Annotated in this window: 17 protein-coding genes; 7 read left to right on the top strand and 10 right to left on the bottom strand. The window is 71.5% G+C overall.

Annotated elements, in window-relative coordinates; all coding sequences use genetic code 11:
- Positions 1-200: 200 nt before the first annotated feature.
- Entirely contained in the window at positions 201-3,464 is a 3,264-nt protein-coding gene (locus OIE67_RS16460; protein ID WP_326641176.1) for an ATP-binding protein, read from the bottom strand.
- Between the two features lie 345 nt (positions 3,465-3,809).
- On the opposite strand from OIE67_RS16460, the gene OIE67_RS16465 reads away from it, so the two are divergent.
- Positions 3,810-4,814 (top strand): zinc-binding dehydrogenase, encoded by a 1,005-nt coding sequence (locus OIE67_RS16465; RefSeq protein WP_326641178.1) that lies wholly within the window; start codon positions 3,810-3,812, stop codon positions 4,812-4,814.
- A gap of 75 nt (positions 4,815-4,889) precedes the next feature.
- Here OIE67_RS16465 and OIE67_RS16470 read toward each other — a convergent pair whose 3' ends face one another.
- The 7 genes from OIE67_RS16470 to OIE67_RS16500 all read right to left on the bottom strand — a co-directional run bounded on the left by OIE67_RS16470 (position 4,890) and on the right by OIE67_RS16500 (position 15,358).
- The gene (locus OIE67_RS16470) at positions 4,890-5,591 is read right to left on the bottom strand and encodes a hypothetical protein (RefSeq protein ID WP_326641180.1); all 702 of its coding nucleotides are present in this window, start codon (positions 5,589-5,591) and stop codon (positions 4,890-4,892) included.
- Between the two features lie 389 nt (positions 5,592-5,980).
- Positions 5,981-9,241, bottom strand: a complete 3,261-nt coding sequence (locus OIE67_RS16475) for an ATP-binding protein (protein WP_326641182.1) — start codon at positions 9,239-9,241, stop codon at positions 5,981-5,983.
- Positions 9,242-9,536: 295 nt separating this feature from the next.
- The gene (locus OIE67_RS16480; RefSeq protein ID WP_326641184.1) at positions 9,537-9,716 is read right to left on the bottom strand and encodes a pyridoxamine 5'-phosphate oxidase family protein; all 180 of its coding nucleotides are present in this window, start codon (positions 9,714-9,716) and stop codon (positions 9,537-9,539) included.
- Entirely contained in the window at positions 9,713-11,962 is a 2,250-nt protein-coding gene (locus OIE67_RS16485; protein WP_326641186.1) for a glycoside hydrolase family 65 protein, read from the bottom strand. The genes OIE67_RS16480 and OIE67_RS16485 overlap by 4 nt, the downstream gene beginning before the upstream one ends.
- Positions 11,959-12,708 (bottom strand): HAD family hydrolase, encoded by a 750-nt coding sequence (locus OIE67_RS16490; RefSeq protein WP_326641188.1) that lies wholly within the window; start codon positions 12,706-12,708, stop codon positions 11,959-11,961. Before OIE67_RS16490 ends, OIE67_RS16485 begins: the two co-directional genes overlap by 4 nt.
- A gap of 359 nt (positions 12,709-13,067) precedes the next feature.
- Positions 13,068-14,324: a M24 family metallopeptidase gene (locus tag OIE67_RS16495; RefSeq protein ID WP_326641190.1), complete on the bottom strand. Its 1,257-nt coding sequence runs from the start codon at positions 14,322-14,324 to the stop codon at positions 13,068-13,070.
- 59 nt (positions 14,325-14,383) lie between these two features.
- Positions 14,384-15,358 carry an SDR family NAD(P)-dependent oxidoreductase gene (locus OIE67_RS16500; protein WP_326641192.1) on the bottom strand — a complete coding sequence of 325 codons (975 nt, stop codon included), beginning with the start codon at positions 15,356-15,358 and terminating at the stop codon, positions 14,384-14,386.
- Between the two features lie 122 nt (positions 15,359-15,480).
- Between OIE67_RS16500 and OIE67_RS16505 the strand changes: the two genes are divergently transcribed.
- Complete coding sequence (locus OIE67_RS16505; protein WP_326641194.1) at positions 15,481-16,419, top strand: AraC family transcriptional regulator; 939 nt, start codon at positions 15,481-15,483, stop codon at positions 16,417-16,419.
- 215 nt (positions 16,420-16,634) lie between these two features.
- On the opposite strand, the gene rpsR is transcribed toward OIE67_RS16505, so the two are convergent.
- Both rpsR and OIE67_RS16515 read right to left on the bottom strand, forming a co-directional pair.
- On the bottom strand, positions 16,635-16,862 hold the full coding sequence (gene rpsR, locus OIE67_RS16510) for a 30S ribosomal protein S18 (protein WP_326641196.1): 228 nt from the start codon (positions 16,860-16,862) through the stop codon (positions 16,635-16,637).
- The gene (locus OIE67_RS16515; protein ID WP_326641198.1) at positions 16,859-17,980 is read right to left on the bottom strand and encodes a CobW family GTP-binding protein; all 1,122 of its coding nucleotides are present in this window, start codon (positions 17,978-17,980) and stop codon (positions 16,859-16,861) included. Before OIE67_RS16515 ends, rpsR begins: the two co-directional genes overlap by 4 nt.
- 73 nt (positions 17,981-18,053) lie before the next feature.
- Between OIE67_RS16515 and rpmG the strand changes: the two genes are divergently transcribed.
- From rpmG to OIE67_RS16540, 5 genes are all read left to right on the top strand, one after another.
- On the top strand, positions 18,054-18,218 hold the full coding sequence (rpmG, locus tag OIE67_RS16520) for a 50S ribosomal protein L33 (RefSeq protein ID WP_326641200.1): 165 nt from the start codon (positions 18,054-18,056) through the stop codon (positions 18,216-18,218).
- Positions 18,215-18,448, top strand: a complete 234-nt coding sequence (gene rpmB, locus OIE67_RS16525; RefSeq protein WP_326641201.1) for a 50S ribosomal protein L28 — start codon at positions 18,215-18,217, stop codon at positions 18,446-18,448. The genes rpmG and rpmB overlap by 4 nt, the downstream gene beginning before the upstream one ends.
- Positions 18,448-18,747, top strand: coding sequence for a 30S ribosomal protein S14 (rpsN, locus tag OIE67_RS16530; protein WP_106246473.1), 300 nt, complete (start codon positions 18,448-18,450; stop codon positions 18,745-18,747). Before rpmB ends, rpsN begins: the two co-directional genes overlap by 1 nt.
- 8 nt (positions 18,748-18,755) lie before the next feature.
- A complete protein-coding gene (gene rpmF / locus OIE67_RS16535) occupies positions 18,756-18,896 on the top strand; it encodes a 50S ribosomal protein L32 (RefSeq protein WP_407674898.1) in 141 nt (46 codons plus the stop codon).
- 355 nt (positions 18,897-19,251) lie between these two features.
- The gene (locus OIE67_RS16540; protein WP_326641207.1) at positions 19,252-19,575 is read left to right on the top strand and encodes an ArsR/SmtB family transcription factor; all 324 of its coding nucleotides are present in this window, start codon (positions 19,252-19,254) and stop codon (positions 19,573-19,575) included.
- Position 19,576: the final 1 nt, after the last annotated feature.

Consider the following 19,576-nt stretch of genomic DNA (forward strand, 5'->3'; position numbering starts at 1 on the left):
TCAGGGAATTTATTTCCCCCATTTCTCGGACGCCTGTCCTGAGGTCACTTCCACAACGGAATGTCTTACCCTGTCGGCGGGAATTCCCTGCTTCCGGGCCCTGGCGAGGCATGGTTCCGAGCGCCCCGCCACCCTGAAGTCACTTCAGCTCACATGTCCGCGTCACGGGCAAGGCCGCTCCTGGCGGTGGCCCGAAGCGGTCAACGGGCAGGCGGCTCGTCCCCGAGCTCCGCCAGGAACAGCTCGGCGCGGCGGGCGAACAGGTGGGCCTCACGCTCGGCGGACAGCGCGCGGGCTCTTTCGGCGGTGGCCCGGACGAGCGCGACGGGCTTGCCGAGCGCCTGCTGCACTCTCGCGCGCAGGAGCAGGAGCAGACCTTCCGGATAGCGCTGGCCGTAGGTGTCGAGGCACTGGTCGGCCAGGTCAAGGGCTGCGGCCGCCTCCGCGAGCGCTCCGGCTGCCAGCCACATCTCGCCCAGCAGCCCGTGCCAGGTGGCGACGCACGAACGAGGCGGGTCGAGCAGGTGCGCGCCGATGAGCCGCTCGGCCTCCGCGGCCGCTCCAGCCGGGTCCCGGCCGGTCACGGCCAGTGCCCAGCACCGGGCCAGCCGCTGGTAGGTGCCGAGAAAGACGAAGGAGAAGCCGGGATCCACGGCGATCCCCCGATCAGCCGCGCGCAACGCCCACTCCGGGTCGCCGACGATCACCGCGGTCCGCACGGCGATGGCGGACCAGATCGTGACCGCGTAGGGCTCCTCACCCGCGTCGGCCTCCAGGGTGTCGAACAGCGCCCGTGCCGCGTCGACCTCACCGTGCAGCGCGGAGATCTCCGCGAGCATGCCGGCCATGAGCAACTGCAGGTCGTGGCGGACCTGGTTGTCCTCACGCCGGGCCAGGTCGCGGAGCATGACGCGATTGGCCTCGGTCAGCAGGCGGAAGGACTCGCCGGCATTGCCCAGGTCCCACTGGTGCAGCCCCCAGGCCTCCAGACCGTACGCGTACACGATCGGATTGCTGGAGGCTCTGCCCTGGTCGAGCAGCCGCCGCGCCAGCGGGCCGCTGCGATCGAGCTCGATGCCCTGCTGGTGCACCACCCAGCGGGAGAACAGGAAGTCGGTGGCCTCGACCTCCTGGCCGAGGTCACGGGCCAGTCGCTCGGCCCGTTCCAGCAGTTCGGGGACGAGGTTGCCGTACATCGAACTCATTCCGAGAACCGCGGTGAGCTGCGACAGCGCGGCCAGCTCCACCTCCGCCAGACCCGCCGTCCGCGCGACTTCCACGGCTTGACGCAGGTGCCGCTCGGCGGCCTGGAACGCGGACTTGGCCGCCGCACGGCGACCGGCGCGCACCATGGCGTGCGCGGTCCGCGCCGAGTCCGCCAGCGGGCCGGCCGCCCAGAGATGGAAGGCGAGCCGCTCGGCGACGGACTCACCCTCCACGTCGAAGTGCTCCAGGGCGTCGGCGACGCTCAGATGCAAGCTGGGCGTCCGCCACAGCGGCGTGGTCTCGGCGACCGACTCGCGGACCAGGTCATGCGTGAAGCGGAACGCGTACGGGTTGTCGGCGGCCGGGCCGAGCAGGCCCAGCGCTTCCAAGGGTTCGAGCCGGTCGAGACAGGTCGGGAGGTCGAGGCCGGTCGCGCGAGCGAGCAGGGCGAGGCTGACATCGCGGCCGATGAGCGCGGCGACCTGGAGCAGGCGCTGAGTGCCCTCGTCGAGGCCGGTCATCCGGTCGCGGACGACGTCACGCACCGTCGACGGCACGCCCGCCCTGGCCACGGCGTCCTGCGTGAGCACGCCTCCGTCAGCGAGCAGCCGCGACAGTTCCCGGACGAAGAACGGGTTGCCCGCGGTTCGGGCGTGGATGCTGCGTGTGACATCGGGGGCGGGGAACTGACTGGTCTCGCCGCGGACGACCTCGGCCACCTCGGCGGGGCTGAGAGGGCCGAGGTGGATGCGGCGATGGCCGGGGACCCGGCTCGCGGCGGCGAGCAGGCGCGACACCTGGGTGCCGGGCGCGGGCGCGTGATCGCGGAGCGCGCCGATGAGGGCGATGCGGTCTGGTAGCCGGGTCGCCAGATGGCTGAAAAGCCGCAACGACGCGACGTCGGCCCACTGGAGGTCGTCGAACAGGAGCAGGGCCGGCCGCAGCGCCGAGGCCTCCCCGACGGCGGCCGCGACTCGTTCGAACTGGCGGAACTGGGCGCCGCTGTCCGGCATCGCCGGTGCGGCGGAGCCGTCGTCATGGGGGTCGACGAGGCGGCTGAGTTCGGTGGCGAGCCACTTGTCCCGCGCGGTGGCGGGCAGCGCGTTCAGGACCGTGCCGACCGCCTGCACCCACGGCCACATCGACGGCGTCCCGTCGCCTTCCAGGCAGCGACCCCACACGACGAGCGCGCCACGCGCCTCCGCCTCGGCCGCGATCTCCTCCAGCAGGCGGGTCTTGCCCACCCCCGGCTCGCCGTCCACGACGACGAGCCCGCTGCCACCGGCGAGCGCCGATTCGGTCGCGCGCCGCAGCACCGCGAGTTCCTCGGTCCGGCCGACCAGACCCGTGGCGGGCTGCGTCCCGGGGGCCGCAGCCGGCTGCCAGGACGCGGGCGGTTGCCCGGCAGGCTGGCCGTCGGTCATGCGGACGGACTCAGGCGCCACGGTCTCGTTCAGTACGTGCTGGTGGGCGGTCCGCAGTGCCGGGCCGGGATCGATGCCGAGCTCCTCGGCCAGGCGGTTACGGACCGTCTGGTACAGCGACAACGCCTGCGCCTGCTGCCCGGCGGCGCCCAGGGTGGAGATGAGGCTCGCGTGCACGGGCTCGTGCAACGGCGACATCGAGGCGGCCAGCTGCAACGGCGCCAGCACGCGTTCGGGCCGGCCCAGCGACACCGCCAGCTCCGCCGCCGCCGTACAGGTGGACAGGAACTCGCTGTAGAGCCCGGCGAAGATCGGCATGGCGGCGGGCCCGTAGGCCAGTCCCTCGCCCGCGGAGCCCTGCCACAGCCCCATGGCCTCCACATAGCAGTCGAGTGCCGCCTCTCGCCGCTGCTCCGTGAGGGCAGCCTCGCCGGCGTGGGCGCGCTCGCGGAAGACGGTCAGGTCGAGCATGCCGGTTCCGGCCACGAAGAGATAGCCGTTGTTCCGGCGCCGCAGATAGGAGCCGGTCCCGCGGATCGGCAGGGCGGGCTCCAGCAGCCGCCGCAACGCGCCCACGTACTTGTGGATGACGTTGACCGCGCTGGCCGGAGCGTCGTCGTCCCAGATCAGATCGACCAGCTCGCCCATGCTGACCAGCCGCCCCTCCCGGGCCAGCAGCAACGCGAGCAGGTAAGCCTGCTGGCGGGGGCCTGCGTCCAGTTCCACGCCGTCACGCCAGAGCCGCAACGGCCCGAGAATCTGCAGCCGCAGCAGGTTGCCGGATGCGGACCGAGCCGAACCGCCGGGCTGCGTCGGGTGGTCTCGCACAGGCATGCCGGTCAACCCCCTGGATTGATGTGACAGCGGATCGACTGTGCGGGAGACGGTCGCACGTACCCAACCCTGCGCGGACGAGTTTACGGCCCGAAATCCTTCAAGGAAATCTGCCGCACCCCATTGCCGGCAGGCCGATGCGCACGGGTCCGGTAACGCGGCCCAAGGTGGACGGCCGCGATGGATCCGCAGGACCTGGCTCTTCGCAGAATCGAACTTCCGGCCTGATCGAAGCATCCTGATGCCGAGAAGACGGGCGGCCGCGCCGGATGCCTGGATCGTCCGTTCTCTGTCCCGACTGTCCCGACTGTCCCGACTGGTTCGACTGGAGCCAAGGTGGTGATCATGGCCGAGATGCTCGCAGCCCGGCTGCACATCCCCTCCCGCGAGGTACGCATGGAGGAGGTGCCGGTGCCTGAGCCCGGCAGCGGTCAGGTCCGCGTCGAGGTGCGTGCGGCCGGCGTGTGCCTGTCCGACGTGCACCTCACCGATGGAACGCTCACGCCCAGGCTGCTGAAGGGCGATGTGGTGACGCTCGGCCACGAGGTGTCCGGCGTCATCGACGCCCTCGGTGCGGGCGTGACCGGCTGGGCGGTGGGGGATCGGGTGGTGCTGCAGGCCGGTGAGGCCGACGGATCCGGCACCCGAGGTGTGGATTTCGACGGCGGCTACGCGGAGTACACCCTGGCCACTCCCCGCTCACTGGCGCCCATCCCCGCCGGCCTGCCGTTCGAGCAGGCCTGCATCATCCCCGACGCGGTCTCCACCCCCTGGGCGGCCATCAGCGCCACCGCGGCCGTCCGGCCCGGCGAGGCGGTGGCGGTCTGGGGCATCGGCGGGCTCGGCGCCCACGCGGTGCAGCTGCTGCGCCTCATCGGCGCGGCCCCGGTGATCGCCATCGACCCCCTCCCGGCGGCCAGGGCGCGCGGGATCAGCGCCGGCGCCGACGCCGTCCTCGACCCCGCCGACCCCCGGCTGCGCGAGATCGTCAGCACCATGACAGGCGGCCAGGGGCTGGATGCCGCCTTCGACTTCGCCGGCGTCGCCGCCGCTCGCGAGCAGGCCATGCTGCTCCTCGGCAAGGGCGGCCGGCTGATCGTGGTCGGCCTGGCCAACGGGCCGCTGACCGTGCCCAACGACATCGCACTGGCCTACTTCGGCCAATCCGTACGCGGCCACTACGGTTCCCACCCGGACCACCTGCATCAGCTCATCGGTCTCAGCGTGCGCGGCCGGCTCGATCTGGCCGGGTCCATCAGCGACGTTCTGCCGCTGGCGGAGGCTCCGGTGGCCTTGGGCCGGCTGGCCCGTAAGGAGGGCGACCCGGTCCGTCTCATCCTGCGCCCCTGACCACCGACAGGCCGGGCCGGCGGGCTCGAAACCGGTCGTGCCGGGGCCGAGCACGCCGTCCGGCCTCAGCACTGATCAGTTGCGGATGCGGTCGGTCGCAGGGTCGATACCCGCCTCTCGCAGAGCGGGATAGACCGTGTTAGATCGATCAAGTCCGGTGAGATCGGCGATGGCCTTGACATTGTGTCTGCCGGCTCGCCACATCGCCACCGCGTACATGCGCAGCCGCCTTTTGGGGACCTCGCCGGTGGCCTGCTCGGCCTCCAGGGCCGCGTCCAGTTCGGCCAGAGCGTCCTGCCGGCCGGTATCACGTGGATCGTCGCCGTCCTGGATGCGATCGGGAACACCGGCGTCGTCGCGGTAGGGCGCCAGCCTTCGCACGCGCGCGGCCAATGACTCCCGCAGGATGCCGGCCATGATGTCGGAGTCTCCCTCGACCCCGGCCAGGATGCGCGTCCAGACGGCGGCCGCGGTCGTGCCAGAGGTGTAGACGCGTACCGTCTGGCCGACGCCGCCTGGTGTCAGGAGTGTTTCCCTCTCAGGCGGAACGGTGTAGCGGTCGACGACCTCCCAGAACGTCAGGTGGTCCCCGCCGGGATGGTGGACCTGGTGCCGATACAGGCTGGCCCAGACGCCGCCTTCCCGGACGGTGATCTCCTCCGTGTCCACCCGGACGGCGGTCGCGACGCAGGCCTTGACGCGTGCGTCGAACTGGCGGGAGTTGGCCGCGATGGCGATGCGGCTGGACAGCCACCGGGCCGCCGTGGGCCTCGTCATGTTTCTCCTCGAGGTTCGGCCAAGGGGAAAGGCCTCCCGGTGGGGTGCGGCGCGGGAGGCCCTGGGCACGGACGGCGGTCAGCTCCTGGCGGGCGGCCGGGCATTCTCGAAATCGCCGTGCTGGAAGACCAGCGTGGTCGAAGAGAAGGCATCCCGCTTGCCGAAGTCCTTCGCGCGGGCCCGGAGCATCCCTTCGTAGCGTCGCTCATGCCGAGCGCGCGGAGGAGTTCTCTGGCAATCACGAGTCTTCTTCCCATGGTGTCGGTGATGGCTCGCCGGCCTCGTCGCGGGACGCGGACGAGAGAGCGGGGGACGTGTGATCATCCCCCGGCCCTCAAGATGCGCCGACCATGCTGGAAGTTCGATTTCCGAGCCTCAAACCGCGAGACTCATCCGGCACCGCCGCTCGGCAGATGGTCCAAGGTGGCCAGAAACTCTTCCGCGCGCCGCGCGTACAAGTGGTTGCCGCGTTCGGCGGACAGTCTGCGGCACCTGTCGGCGACCGCCTTGACCTCGGCGACGGGTTTCCCGTTCGCCTGCAGCAGCCGGGCCCGCAGCAGCAAGAGCAGGCCCTCCGCGAAGCCCTCGTTATAGCGGCCGAGGCAGTCCTCGGCCCGGTCGAGGGCCGCGGCGGCCTGGTCGAGCGCCCCTGCGGTCAGCCACATCTCACAGAGGAGTCCGATGAAGATCGTGACACTCGCGCGCAGTGGATCGAGCAGGTTGGTGGCGATGAGCCGTTCGGCCTCCGCCGCCGCGCCGGCCGGATCCCGGCCGGTCTTGGCCAGCGCCCAGTACCGGACCAGCCGCTGGTAGGTGCCGAGGAACACGAAGGAGAAGTGAGGATCCGCGGCGATCCCGCGTTCGGCCGCGCGCAGGGCCCGGACCGGGTCGCCGATGAACGCCTCCGTCCTCGACGTGTGGGTGGCCCACACCGTGACGGTGAACGGGTCGTCGCCGGCGGCCTCCAGCATCGTGAGCAACGATCGCGCCCCTTCGACGTCTCCGTGCAGTGCGGTCGTCTCCGCGAGCTTTCCGATCATCAGCAGTTTCAGGTCGTACCAGACGGGGTCCTCCTCACGCGGGCCGCCGCGGGTCATCAGGATGCGGCCCGCCTCGCTCAGGCAGCGGAACGCCTCCTCGTTGTCTCCCTCGGTGAACTGCTGCAGTCCCCACGTCTGCAGGCCGTACGCGCGTACGAGCGGATCGGCGGACGCCTCGCCCTGTTCCAGCATCCGTCGCGCCAGCGGCCTGCTGTGATCGCGCTCCAAGCCTTGGGCGTGCGCCGCCCAGCGGGAGTAGAGGAAGACGGTGGCGTCGAGTTCCCGGTCAAGGCTCCTGGCCAGTTGCTCGGCTCGCTCCAGCAGGTCGACCGTCGAGGTGCCGTACATCGTGAGCATTCCCCTGATCGCGATCAACTGCGACAGAGCGGACAACTCTCGCTCGGCCAAGCTCGCCGCCCGCGCGACCTGCACGGCGGTCCGCAGTTGCCGCTCGGCGGCCTCGAACGCCGACTTGATCGCGGCGCGGCGGCCCGCGCGTACCAGCGCCGTCACGGTCCGGCGCGGATCGGCGAGCGGGCCGGCGGACCACAGATGGTGGGCGACCCGTTCGGCGGCATGGTCGCCGGGCGAGCCGGTGCGCTCGAGTGCGTCGGCGACGCGTAGGTGCAGCCGGGACGTGCGCGACTGCGGGGTCGTCCTGGCGACCGCTTCGCGGACCAGGTCGTGCGAGAAGCGCAGGAAGAACGAGTTCCCAGGCGCGGGTTCGAGCAGGCCGAGCGCTTCCACGGGCCCCAGACGGTCAAGCGAGATCTGGACATCGAGATCGGCGACCTCGGCAAGCAGGCGGAGGTCGATGTCGCGGCCGATGATCGCGGCGATCTGCAACAGCCCCCGGGCGCCGTCGTCGAGGCCGGTCATCCGGTCGCGCACGACGTCGAGCACAGTGGACGGCACCCCGGCCCTTGCCGGGGTGCCGTCCGCACCGAGGATGCCGCCGGTGCTGAGGAGCAACGACAGTTCGCGGACGAAGAACGGGTTGCCCCCGGTGCGGGTGTGGATGTCGCGGACGGCGTCCGGGCTGGGCATCCGGCCTGTCTCGCCGCGGACGAGTTCGGCCACCTCGGCAGGGCTGAGCGGGCCCAGATGGACGCGGCGCTGGCCCGAGACCCGGCTGACCGCGGCGAGCATCCGCGACAACTCCGTACCCGGCACGGGCGCACGGTCACGCAGCGCTCCGACGACCATCGTGCGGACCGGCAACCGCGCTGCCAGGTGGCCGAACAACTGCAGCGAGGTGACGTCGGCCCATTGGAGGTCGTCGATGACGATCAGTGCCGGCCGCAGTGCGGAGACCTCGCCGACGGCGGCCACGACCTGTTCGAACAGCCGGAACTGGGCACGGCCGTCCGGTAGGGCCCGTGCGGTGACGTCCTCGTCATCCAGGTTGAGCAGACGGCCGAGTTCGGCGGTCAGCCGGTTCTGTCGTACTGCGGTGGGCAGCGCCCCCAGCACGGTGCCGGCCGCCTGCACCCACGGCCACATCGACGGCGTACCCTCGCCTTCGAGGCAGCGGCCCCACACGACGAGCGCACCACCCCCTTCCGCCTCGGCCGCGATCTCCTCCAGCAGACGGGTCTTGCCCGCCCCGGGCTCGCCCTCGACGATGACGAGGCCCCTGCCGCCGGCCAGTGTGGTCGCGGCCGCGTGCCGTAGCACGGTGAGCTCCGCGGTGCGGCCGACCAGCCCCGCGCCGGACGGCTCGGCGGATGGGAGCGTTCGTTGCCAGGGCGCGGGTGGCTGCCCGGCGGGCTGTCCGTCGGCCATCCGCACCGGCGGGGCCGGGGTGTCGTTCAGTAGGCGCTGGTGAGCGGCCCGCAGCGCGGGGCCGGGATCGACGCCGAGTTCCTCGGCCAGGCGGTTACGGACCGTCTGGTACACCGACAACGCCTGTGCCTGCTGCCCGGCGGCGTCCAGAGTGACGATCAGGCTCGCCTGTACGGGCTCGTGCAACGGCGACATCGTGGCGGCCAGCCGCAACGGCGGTAGCACGCGCTCAGGCCGGCCGAGCGAGACGGCGAGTTCGGCAGTGGCCACGCACGCGGACAGGAACTCGCCGTCCAGGCTCGCGAAGATCGGCATGGCGGCCGGTCCGTAGGTCAGCCCCTCACCCGTGGAGCCCTGCCACAATCCCAGCGCTTCGACGTAGCAGTCCAGCGCCGCCTCACGCCGCTGCTGCGCGACGGCCTGGCCGGCGGCTTGGACGGACTCGCGGAAGCCGGCCAGATCCAGCACGCCGGGCCCGGCTCTGAACAGGTAGCCGTTACCGCGGCGTTGCAGGTAGGAGCCGATGCCGCGGACCGGCAGCGAGGGTTCCAGCAGCCGCCGCAGCGCGCCGACGTACTTGTGGATGACATTGACCGCGCTGGCAGGAGCGCCGTCGTCCCAGATCAGATCGACCAGCTCGGCCGTGCTGATCAGTTCCCCTTCCCTGGCCAGCAGCAGCGCGAGCAGGTAGGCCTGCTGCCGCGGACCCGCATCGAGCTCCTCATCGCCCCGCCACAGCCGCAACGGACCGAGAATCTGCAGCCGCAGGCCGTCACCGGCCGCCGATGCGGCCTCAGGACCCGCTGATTGAACTGGCACAGTCACGCCGACCGACCTCCTGGGCAGCTGAAACGGATCGTCACTGTGCGGCCCAGGCCGCGATACCCGCCCTGAGTGAGAGAGTGTATGACCTCGTCGCCGCTGCCCAATCCATGCTCGTGCGGGCCACAGCCGGTCGCGAGCGCCCGCCACACGCCGTGGTGGCGGCCGAGCCGTTCCCCGGTGCCCACTACACGGAAGCCGAGCGTCTGGTGCAGGGCCAGGCTGACGGCGTTCCCGGGGAAGACGCCGGACTGGATCGTCCAGCCGCCGGCGTCCTCACCCGCGGCGATGAACGCGCTCAGCAGGGCGCGGCGGTCCCGAAGCCGGCCTGCCCGGTGCCCAGGCCCGCCTGGTGGTCCATCGGGCCGCCGCGGGCGGTGCGGAAGACGACGGCGCCGTCGTGGAACTTGTAGTTGACGGGCAGCACCGTCGGCCCGTGCGAGCCGCTGAACGCGCCCCCGCCGTTGCCGCCGGTCATGATGGTGGTCTCCAGGGAATGGTGGTGTCGGCGCCGCGCGGCAGGGTGATGCCGTCGACGCGGGTACGTACGTGGTCGGCCTCGATGACGAGCCGGCGGCCCCGGAGGTGGATCGTCAGGGACAGCGACCCGAGCCGCTCGGGCAGCAGCGGTTCGAGGTGCAGGCCGTCGGGCCGCGGCTCCAGGCCCAGGTAGCAGCGCTGCAACATGTCGAGCGTGCCCGCCATGGCGCCGAGGTGGATGCCCTCAGCGGTGGTGCCGCCCTGCACGTCGTGCACGTCGCTGAGCAGCGCCTCGCCGAAGAACTGCCAGGAACGGGCCCGGTCGGAGCGGGCCAGGACCCAGGCGTGGACGACGGCGCTGAGCGTGGAGCCGTGGCTGGTGCGGTCCAGGTAGTAGGAGATCGTCCGGGGGATCAGCCCGGCGTCGGCGGAGTAGCCGAGTCGCTGGAGGAGGCCCGTCAGCTCGCCGGCGGTCAGCAGGTAGAACAGCATCAGCGTGTCGGCCTGCTTGGAGGCCTTGTACCGGTTGACGTCGTCGCCGTCCGCCTCCAGCGCCCGGTCCAGGCGGCGCACGCCCTTGTAGCGTCCCCAGTCGAGCTCTTCGAGGTCGGCGTAGCCGGTGAACTGGCTGATGACGCCGTCGTGGAAGTCGACCCGCATGCGCCGGGTGATGTCCGTCCAGCGCTCCGCCTCCTGCGGGCCGGCCACGCCGAGTTCGAGGGCGCGGGAGAGCAGCCACACGGTCATGACGTTGGTGTAGGCGTTGTTGTCCAGGCCGGGGGCCGCGGCGCCGGGGTAGGCGGTGTGGTACTCGTCCGGGCCCATGACGCCGCGGATCTCGTACCGGCCGGAGAGCGGGTCGAGCACGGTCAGTGAGGCGAAGAAGCGGGCGATGCCGGTGAGCAGTTCGGCGCACCACGGCGGCATGGAGCCGGTGACCAGGTGGTACTGCCACACGTTGTAGGCGATGGCCAGCCCGGCGTGGCGCTGCAGGTGGGAGACGTCCGGCAGCCAGCGGCCCGACTCCGGGTTGAGATGGAACGTCTGGGTCTCCTCGCGGCCGTCGCTGCCGCTCTGCCAGGGGAACATCGCCCCGTCGAACCCGGCCTCCCGCGCCGCCGCCCTCGCCTCCGGCAGCCGCCGCCAGCGGTAACGCAGCGCGCCGAGCGAGATGTCGGGGAAGCGCAGGTTCAGCCACGGCAGCACGAACAGCTCGTCCCAGAACACGTGGCCCCGGTACGCCTCGCCGTGCAGGCCGCGGGCGGGCACGCCGGCGTCCAGGTCGGCGGTGTGCGGGCTGAGCGTCTGCAGCAGGTGGAAGACGTGCAGGTGGACGATCTGCGACAGTTCGGGCCCGTCCACGTCGAGCCGGGCCCGCTCCCACAGCCGCTCCCACGCCGCCTCGTGCGCGGCCAGCAGCTCACCGAAGCCCGGAGCGACCTGGACGCGCCGCCGGGCGGCCGTGAGCGGGTCGTGGATGGCCGGATCGCGGGACGTCACCAGCGCGACGATCTTCGAGACCGTCACCGGCTCGCCCGCGGCCAGCTCCAGCACCAGATCGGTGTGGATCCGGTCGGGCTCGGCCGACACCGAGCCGGGGACCGGGGCGGTCACGCGCGCCGCCAGCGCCACCGTGATCTGGGACGAGCGGGTCTGCGCCGTCAGCCAGGTCAGCTCGTCGCCGGCGCCGGTGGCGTGGCGGGTCAGGTGGTCGCCGCGCAGGTCGCGGTAGCGGGCGACGCCGCGGTTGGTCACCCGCCCGTCCAGGCCGGCCCGGACGCGGAGCGGGCCGGACCAGTTCTCGGCGGTGAACGTGGTCTCCAGCGCGGCCAGCGCCGGATCGGCCATGGACACCAGGCGGCGTTGCCTGACGAGCGTGACGCAGCCGGCGTCGTCACGCCAGCGCAGCGTACGCAGCAGCAGACCGCGCCGCAGGTCGAGCTCCTGACGGTAGTCCGGCAGGTCGGCCGTGTCCGGGCGGAACCAGTCAGAACCCGGCGTGGCGAAGGCCAGCGGCAGCCAGTCGGGCAGGTTGACCAGGTCCTCGTTCACCACCGTCCGGCCCGCCACCTGCGAGGCGAGCCGGTCGTAGCAGCCCGCCCGATAGGTGCCGGGGGTGCGGGCTAGGCCGTCGGGCGTGGCGCCGCGGGTGGCCCAGCGTCCGTTCCCGAGCGTGCACAGCGCCTCGCGCAGGCCCTCAGAGGCGGGGTCGTACCCCTCGTAGACGAGCGTCCAGGCGTTCACCGTGAACCCACCGGAACACGTCCGGCCACGTCCAAATCGGCCAGGTCCGGCACCACGACGTCGGCTCCCGCGCGCCGCAGCTCCGCCGCCTGCGATCCGGTCCGGTCGACCCCGACGACCAGCCCGAACCCGCCCCTGCGCCCGGCCTCCACGCCGGGCAGCGCGTCCTCAACGACCACCGCCTCGGACGGGGGCACCTCCAGCCGCCGCGCGGCCTCGAGGAACAGGGCCGGGTCGGGCTTGCCCGGCAGGCCGAGCCGGGCCGAGTCCTCGCCGTCGACCACCACGTCGAACAGGTGGATCAGGCCCGCGGAGCCGACGACCAGGCGGCAGTGGCGGCTGGCCGACACCACCGCGGTCCGGCACCCGCGCCGCCGCAGCTCGTGCACCAGGGCGACGGTCGAGGGGAAGGCGGCGACGCCGTCCTCGGTGACCTGCCGGACGAACAGCGCGTCCTTGGCGAGGCTCAGCCCGTGCACGGTGGGCGCGCCCGGCTCGTCGCCGGGACCGCCCTCGGGCAGCGTGATGCCACGGGAGGCCAGGAAGGTGCGGATCCCGTCGAGCCGCGGCCGGCCGTCCACATGGCGGAGGTAGTCGGCACGGATGTCGAACGGGGCGGAACGGCCGCGCAGGAAACGGTCGAACACGTGCTTCCACGCGGCGGCGTGCACCCGGGCCGTGTCGGTGACGACGCCATCGGTGTCGAAGATCACGGCTCGCAGCCTGGTCAGGTCGAGAGCGGCCATGACGGTGACGCTACCCAGCCCGGACGACCGCAGACAGGGCCTTCGGACCTTCGCGCCACCGACCTCCGGCCCGGCACGGCCCCGCGCCGACCCGGCGGGCCGGCTGAAGACCACCGGCGGGCCGGTTGAGGACCACCGGCGCCTCATCCGGGACCTCGTCCCCGGGTGCCACTGCGGGTGGTGCGCGCGGTGGACTGCTCCTGGTACCAGGTCGGCAGGTTCCCCATCGAGGACATGCCCGACACGCTGCTACGGAACGGGCGAAGGGTGCTGCGCGAGGCGCGGGAACTCGTCCACGAGCGCCAGCCCGGTGTGGAGGTCACCACGCTCGACGCCGAGGGCGTCGAAGCCGCGGTTCGTCACTGCCGGGCGCGGAGCACCTCTCTGGTCAGCGGGCTGAGCGCGATGGGCTCGTCCTCCGTCACGATCACGGTGCCGCCGACGTGGGCAAGGTGATGGCCGAAGGCGTACTGCGGCTCCAGGACGAAACACATCCCGGGCTCCAGCACCAGGCCGGCCATGAAAGTGGGGTGAGCGTGCACGGGCGGGTACGCCTCGGCGCCTGGGAGCAGGCTGATGTCCGCGCGGTTCTTGCCGGCCGCGAGGAGAGCGTTGATCGAGTGGGCGGCGATGAGGTAGATCTGCCCGTCGTGCGCGTCGAGCGGTGCGTGCATCGCTTCCACGACGTCGCCGAAGGTCCGCCCTGGCCGGAGCGCCGCCAGGCCGGCGTGGTAGGACTGCCGCGCGACGTCGCCCGCGCGCCAGAAGTCTTCGTGTACGTCGCCGATCGCGATCGTGACCTGGTGTTGCGTGTGGCGCCCGCCGAATTGGGAGAACACCTCGGCATAGATGACGTCCCCGTCGGTCAGCGCACGCGGTGTCTGAGCGCGGTAGCACCATGCGGGTATCCCCGAGGCGACGGGGTCGGGGCCTGACCATAGGTGCATGGCCGGGGGAAGCGTCCCACGCCGAAAGCCTTCGGCCATGCCCGCGGCGTAGACCTCCGCCTCGGACACCCCGGGGCCCGCGGTGTCGACCATGGCTCGCACCATGGCGTCTCCGATCTCCGCGGAGCGCCGCACGAGGGGGATCTCTTCGTCGCTGAGCCGCATCGTCATCAGGGCGACAGGGACGTCCATCTCCCGGAATCCGGCGTCAGGGAGCTTGGCCAGGACCCGGCTCCACAGCGTGTGGGGCAGGACGCCTTCAGGATGCCACGGCAGATGCGCCCCGAGTCCTACGACGCCGATGTTCCCCCTGCTCAGGCCCAGCTCGGTGAGCGTATCCGTGATCTCGGCGGAGGTGCGTGAGGCACGCAGGTTCCGTGGCGGGATCCAGGATTCGTCACCACGCCGGCTGGACTCCAGGTGGTCCAGGATGAACATCCCTCCCGGCAGGTGCACGATCGGCTCGCCGTCGCGAGGGAAGACGACGGTCGTTCCTGGGCGCTCGTTGGTGAACCACGTGTCGTAGGCGACCTGGGCGGGCCCCGCGTCCTCGTGCTCGCCGAAAACGAGCAGGGCGTCCAGGCCCTCACGGGCCATGACCGCCCGGGTGAGATCCCAGCGGCGGTCGCGCTCGGCGGTGGAAAGGGCGGGCGCAGCGATGTCGTTCAAGGTCTCGTCTCCTTGGTGGTGATCATGGAACGTCACTCGGGATCGAAGGGATATGTCGGTCAGACACGCGTGCCGGTCAGCCTCTGGCTGCCGGACCACAGCTGCTCGGCCCGCACGGTGTCGTAGGACTCCTCCGACGAGCGGACCTGAGTGCGGCCGTCGAAGTACGCGCCCGTGGTGCCGGCGAGATCCGGCGCCGTCGCCAGCCAGGCCAGCGCGTCCCCCGACTCGGCGGCCGAGTTGATGTTGGGGGACATCACCCGGCGCAGCAGCCAGGTCAGGCGTGGAAGGACGTACGTGGAGATGAACCGCACCGGGGCGGGCAGTGAGCGGCCCAGGGCGGTTCCGAGCACCATGCCGGGGTTGAAGGCGTTGGCCGTGACGCCCTCGGGCAGACGACGGGCCAGGGCGTAGGTGAAGTAGAGGTTCGCGAGCTTGGAGGTGCTGTAACGCCGCTGCCCGGCGACGAGCGCGTTGTCCGGCTTCGCCGATGCCGCGAGCTCGCCCCGCGCCAGGGCGTCCGCGCTGCTCCATGCCGGGGCGGGGCCCAGCTTGAGCGCCGGGTCGTGGGTGTCGCTGGAGGTCACGAGCACGCGCGCCGGGGCGCTCAGCACGGGCAGCAGCGCGTTGACCAGGACGAAGTGGCTCAGGTGGTTGATGGCGAAGGTGGACTCGAAGCCATCGGCGGTGTGGGTGAGGTTCGTACCCATCTGCACGCCTGCGTTGCACACCAGCGCGTGCATCGGCGGGATCGTTTCCGAGGTCACGCGGCTGGTCAGCTCCGCGGCGAAGGTCCGGACGGACTCCAGTGAGGACAGGTCCATCGTCATCGCCTCGACCGTGTTGCCGTTCGCTACGGCGGAGGCCAACGACTCCACGGTCTCCCGTCCACGGGCGGCGTCACGGACGGGCAGCACCAGGTGCCAGGGCCCGCGCTCGTCCCGGAGGATCGCGGTGGCCGCGGCGAATCCGATGCCGCTGGTGCCACCGGTGAGGATGATCGTACGGGCCCGGCCCGCGGTCTGAGGTGCCATCGTCTTGCCCTTCCTTCGGTCGTCGCCGCGACGGCGACCGTCCCGGTGACCTTCAGCCTGCCCGGCATGGATGGCACTTTGAATACTTGTTAGTGCTGGTTTCTTGTGCGAGAGTGCCAAACGTGGCAGACCAGTTGTCCGAGGTGCTTGACCTCGTGGAGGTCTACAGCGCGGTGTCCGGCGGATTCGCGGCCCGTGGCCGGTGGGTGGCACGCTCGCCGTGCTACGACGCGATGAAACTCATCGCCATGGTGTCCGGCCACGGCCGGATGCTGACCGACGGCCTCGACGAGCCGGTCGAGCTCTCCGCCGGTGATGTCGCCATCCTCAACAACCGCACCTGGCTCCAATACGAGGGCGGCCCGCAGGGGGACGGTCCACGCCACCGGATCAGCCCCGAGGAGAATTTCACCGGTCTCAACGAGGCGGATCCCGCCACCGACGATGTCGTGCTCGGCATCGCCGTGGGCATCAACTCGGCAGGTCAGGAGCTGTTGCTGCAGACGCTGCCGCCGGTGGGAGTCGTCAGGGCCACAGCGTCGGCCCCGCTGCGCAGCATCCTCGACCAGATCTTCGCCGAGGTCGCGGGCCGCCGCACCGGCTCCGCCTTCGCCATCCGGCAGTACGGTCAGCTCCTCTTCCTCGCGGTCCTGCGCGCCTACCTGGACCAGGTGGAAGCCCCACCGGGCTGGCTGCGGGTGCTGACCGACGAGCGGCTGCGCCCGGCCGTGGCCCTCATGCACAACGAGCCCGCCGCGCCGTGGGGCCTGGAGGAACTGGCGCGCTCCGCCGCGATGTCCCGATCAACCTTCGCCCGCCACTTCCGCGCCGCGGCGGGCATGCCTCCGCTCACCTACCTCAGTCGCTACCGCATGCTCCTGGCGCAGCGCGCCCTGAGGCAGAACGACACGCGCATCGCCGCCCTCGCCGCCGACCTGGGGTACGCCTCCGAGGCGGCCTTCAGCAACGCCTTCAAGCGCGAGATCGGCGAATCCCCGCTGCACTACCGGCACCGGGTGCGCAACGACCCGTACGGACACCGCCGGCCCACCCCGGCGTGAGTGGCCCGCTCGGGGCGCCGGCATCATCTGGACAGTCCCCGCTGACGCCTCTGAGCGGTGGGTCCCGCCTGCGGGAATCTGAAGGCGGACCTAGGAGGCGGCGATGTCCCTGGACGAGCTCGGCGTGGTGGTGGGCTACGACGGTTCCCGGCCGGCACGGGAAGCCCTGCGATACCGCGCCCACCTCCGGCAGGCCGGAGGTGGGCGCCGGTCATTCAGGTGCCGGGGCGGGAGGCGTAAGGGAGCAGGGCCATCTCGCGGGCGGTCTTGACGGCGCGGGCGATCCGGCGCTGCTGCTGGACGGTGACGCCGGTGACGCGGCGGCCGCGGATCTTGCCGCGGTCGGAGATGAACTTACGCAGCAGCGCGGTGTCCTTGTAGTCGATGCGGTCGGTGTTGAGCAGCGGGTTGGGCTTCTTGCGCGGGGCGCGGCGGGGCTTCACGCGATCTCCTTGAGGTCGAGGATGGGAGCGAACGGGTCGTCGTGGCCGGGGCGTTCACCCTCGGCCAGCAGACAGGAGTCGAGCAGGCCGTGCAGGCGTATGACGTCGAGGTCGGGGCCGGTGAAGACCAGGTGCTGGACCCGGTCACCGTGCTCGGGGTCCCAGTCGAGGGCGGCCGCCGCACGGCGGGCGGGGGAGACGAGGTCCCAGGCGGCTTCGGGCAGGGCGGCCAGCCACGGGCCGGCGTCCTCGACCGAGACGATTCCGGCGACGGCGTCCCACGCGAGGAGCTGACCGGGGCGGGTGGCCAGCCAGAAGCGGCCGCGGGAGCGTACGGACTCGGTGACCAGTTCGTCCACGGCCTCGAAGAGGCGGCCGGGATGCAGCGGGCGGCGGCTGCGCCAGACCGTCGTGACGATCTCCTCGGTCCTGGCGTCGGCGGGCAGGCGGGCGGTGCAGGGGTCCACGCGTTCGGCCAGCTCGGCCGGGCCCAGGGCCGGGCCGGTGACCGCCGGCAGGTTCGCCACGTCGTGCACCGGGGTGAGTGGGGCGAGGTGAGTGAGCACCCGCAGCGACAGCTCGTGGTCGTCCTCGTCCCCGCCGTGCAGGACCAGGCCGGTGGCGTACTCGAGCTGCCGGGCCAGGACCTCGGCCAGGTAACGCTGGTCGCCCGCGGCCGCGGACCGGCCGACCTCGCGGAGACGCTCGCCGCGGGTGAGGTCGTAGGGCAGGCCGCCGGCATCCAGTGCGGTGAGCACGGCCGTGAGCCGCAGGATCTCCTGGGCTTCGGCGCAGCCGATCGCCTCGGCGACCGAGCGCGGCTCGACCGAGTCCCACAGGTCCACGATCAGCAGGGGCGTGCCGGGCGCCAGCAGGACGAGCCGAGGGAGCAGGTCCTCGCGGACGGTGCAGGTCACGCAGCCGTGGGCGAGACGCACGTCGGCCGTCTCCAGCACCTGGCCGCCGTCGCGGACGACGCGCCGTACGCGGCCACGGGTCACGTCGGCGAGATCGTGGTGGACGGAGACGGAGCCGGGACAGCGGGCGAGCAACTCGTCGACGGCAGCGGTACGAGCCGCGCCGTGCAAGCCGGCGACGAGGACGACAGGGGTGGACATCGAGCCTCCCAGTGGCGGAATGAAAATCATTGTCGTTATGCTGGCACAGTATCGCACGCCGAAAGGAACCGCTTTGGCAAGGAATGAGGTGCGACCCGTGATCAGACTCAAGTCCACGGCCGGCACCGGCTACACGTACGTGACCACCAAGAACCGGCGCAACGACCCCGACCGGCTCACCCTGCGCAAGTACGACCCGACCCTCCGCCGGCACGTCCTGTTCAGGGAGGAGCGATGAAGAACTGCCAGCTCACCGGGGTCAAGCCGGTGTTCGGCAACAACGTCTCCCACTCCCACCGCCGCACCCGCCGCCGCTGGAACCCCAACATCCAGCAGCGCCGCTACTGGCTGCCGAGCGAGGACCGCTTCGTCCGGCTCACGCTCAGCGCCCGCGCGATCAGGACGGTCGACAAGATCGGCCTCGAGGCGGCAGTCGCGCGGATCCGCGCCAGGGGAGAGCGGATCTGATGGCGAAGAAGAGCAAGATCGCCGCCAACGAGCGGCGCAAGGCCGTCGTCGCCCGGTACGCCGGGCGGCGCGCCGAGCTGAAGGAGATCATCCGCACCGGCGCACCCCAGGATCGCGCGGACGCGGCTCGCGAGCTGGCCCGCCAGCCGCGCGACGCCAGCGCCACCCGCGTGCGCAACCGTGACTCCGTCGACGGCCGTCCTCGTGGGCACCTGACCAAGTTCGGGCTGTCCCGGGTGCGCTTCCGGGAGATGGCGCACCGCGGCGAACTGCCCGGCATCACGAAGGCGAGCTGGTAGCCGTGGCCGTGCCCGAGCGCAAAACGTCCCGCGGTGACACCCGGCACCGCCGCAGCCGGTGGAAGGCCGTCATCCCGGACCTCGTTCCGATCACCTGCGATGGCAGGGAGCTGCTCGTCCCGCGCCGTCTCGGCCCGGAACTTCTATAGCTCCGGCGAGCCGCCCCCATGCTGATCAGTGGGAAAGGCCACCGAGGCGCGAGCGCCTCGGTGGCCTTTGCGATGGCTTCGGCGCCGGGTTTGACATAGCGCATGGCCGTGCGGTGTTCATGCGGGTCGCCGGCGAGCTCCGTGCGCGGCGCGGCGCTCGCTGCGACGTACCGGACAACGTGCTGGAGTCGTCCACCACTCCGCCGAGACGTTGTCATGGTCGGCGCGCGGCCATGATCGCTCATGCAGGTGATACGAGGTCATTAACACGTACATGAGGCTTCTCGTGAGAGCGAGCGTCGGGCTTCCGCTTTTCCATTTGATCGACTATCGTCGATTGACGATGAATAAGAACATGGGGCTCTTGCCGCGCGCGGAGGCCGAGGAGTACGCGAGCTGGTTCAAGGCCCTGGCCGACGCCACTCGCATCCAGATCGTTTCGCTGCTGGCCCGGCAGCGTACGCCGATGAGTGTGGGCGAGATCGTGAACGCCTCCGGAGTGGGCCAGTCCACCGTGTCGCACCACTTGAAGATCCTCGCCGAGGTGCGCTTCGTCCTGGTCGACCGGCAGGGCACCTCCAGCCTGTACCGGATCAACGAGAACTGCGTGAGCTGCTTTCCGACCGCCGCCGACGTGGTCATGGGCAACCCCGTCCCGGCCGCGCCCACCTGCGAGTGAA

The sequence above is a fragment of the Nonomuraea fuscirosea genome (assembly GCF_035917475.1).
Lineage (GTDB): Bacteria > Actinomycetota > Actinomycetes > Streptosporangiales > Streptosporangiaceae > Nonomuraea > Nonomuraea fuscirosea.

Coding starts and splice junctions, on each gene's coding strand:
- OIE67_RS16460 (WP_326641176.1), bottom strand. CDS start 3,464: ATGCCTGTGCGAGACCACCCGACGCAGCCCGGCGGTTCGGCTCGGTCC.
- OIE67_RS16465 (WP_326641178.1), top strand. CDS start 3,810: ATGGCCGAGATGCTCGCAGCCCGGCTGCACATCCCCTCCCGCGAGGTA.
- OIE67_RS16470 (WP_326641180.1), bottom strand. CDS start 5,591: ATGACGAGGCCCACGGCGGCCCGGTGGCTGTCCAGCCGCATCGCCATC.
- OIE67_RS16480 (WP_326641184.1), bottom strand. CDS start 9,716: ATGACCGGCGGCAACGGCGGGGGCGCGTTCAGCGGCTCGCACGGGCCG.
- OIE67_RS16490 (WP_326641188.1), bottom strand. CDS start 12,708: ATGGCCGCTCTCGACCTGACCAGGCTGCGAGCCGTGATCTTCGACACC.
- OIE67_RS16500 (WP_326641192.1), bottom strand. CDS start 15,358: ATGGCACCTCAGACCGCGGGCCGGGCCCGTACGATCATCCTCACCGGT.
- OIE67_RS16515 (WP_326641198.1), bottom strand. CDS start 17,980: ATGTCCACCCCTGTCGTCCTCGTCGCCGGCTTGCACGGCGCGGCTCGT.
- rpmB (WP_326641201.1), top strand. CDS start 18,215: ATGAAGAACTGCCAGCTCACCGGGGTCAAGCCGGTGTTCGGCAACAAC.
- rpsN (WP_106246473.1), top strand. CDS start 18,448: ATGGCGAAGAAGAGCAAGATCGCCGCCAACGAGCGGCGCAAGGCCGTC.
- OIE67_RS16540 (WP_326641207.1), top strand. CDS start 19,252: ATGGGGCTCTTGCCGCGCGCGGAGGCCGAGGAGTACGCGAGCTGGTTC.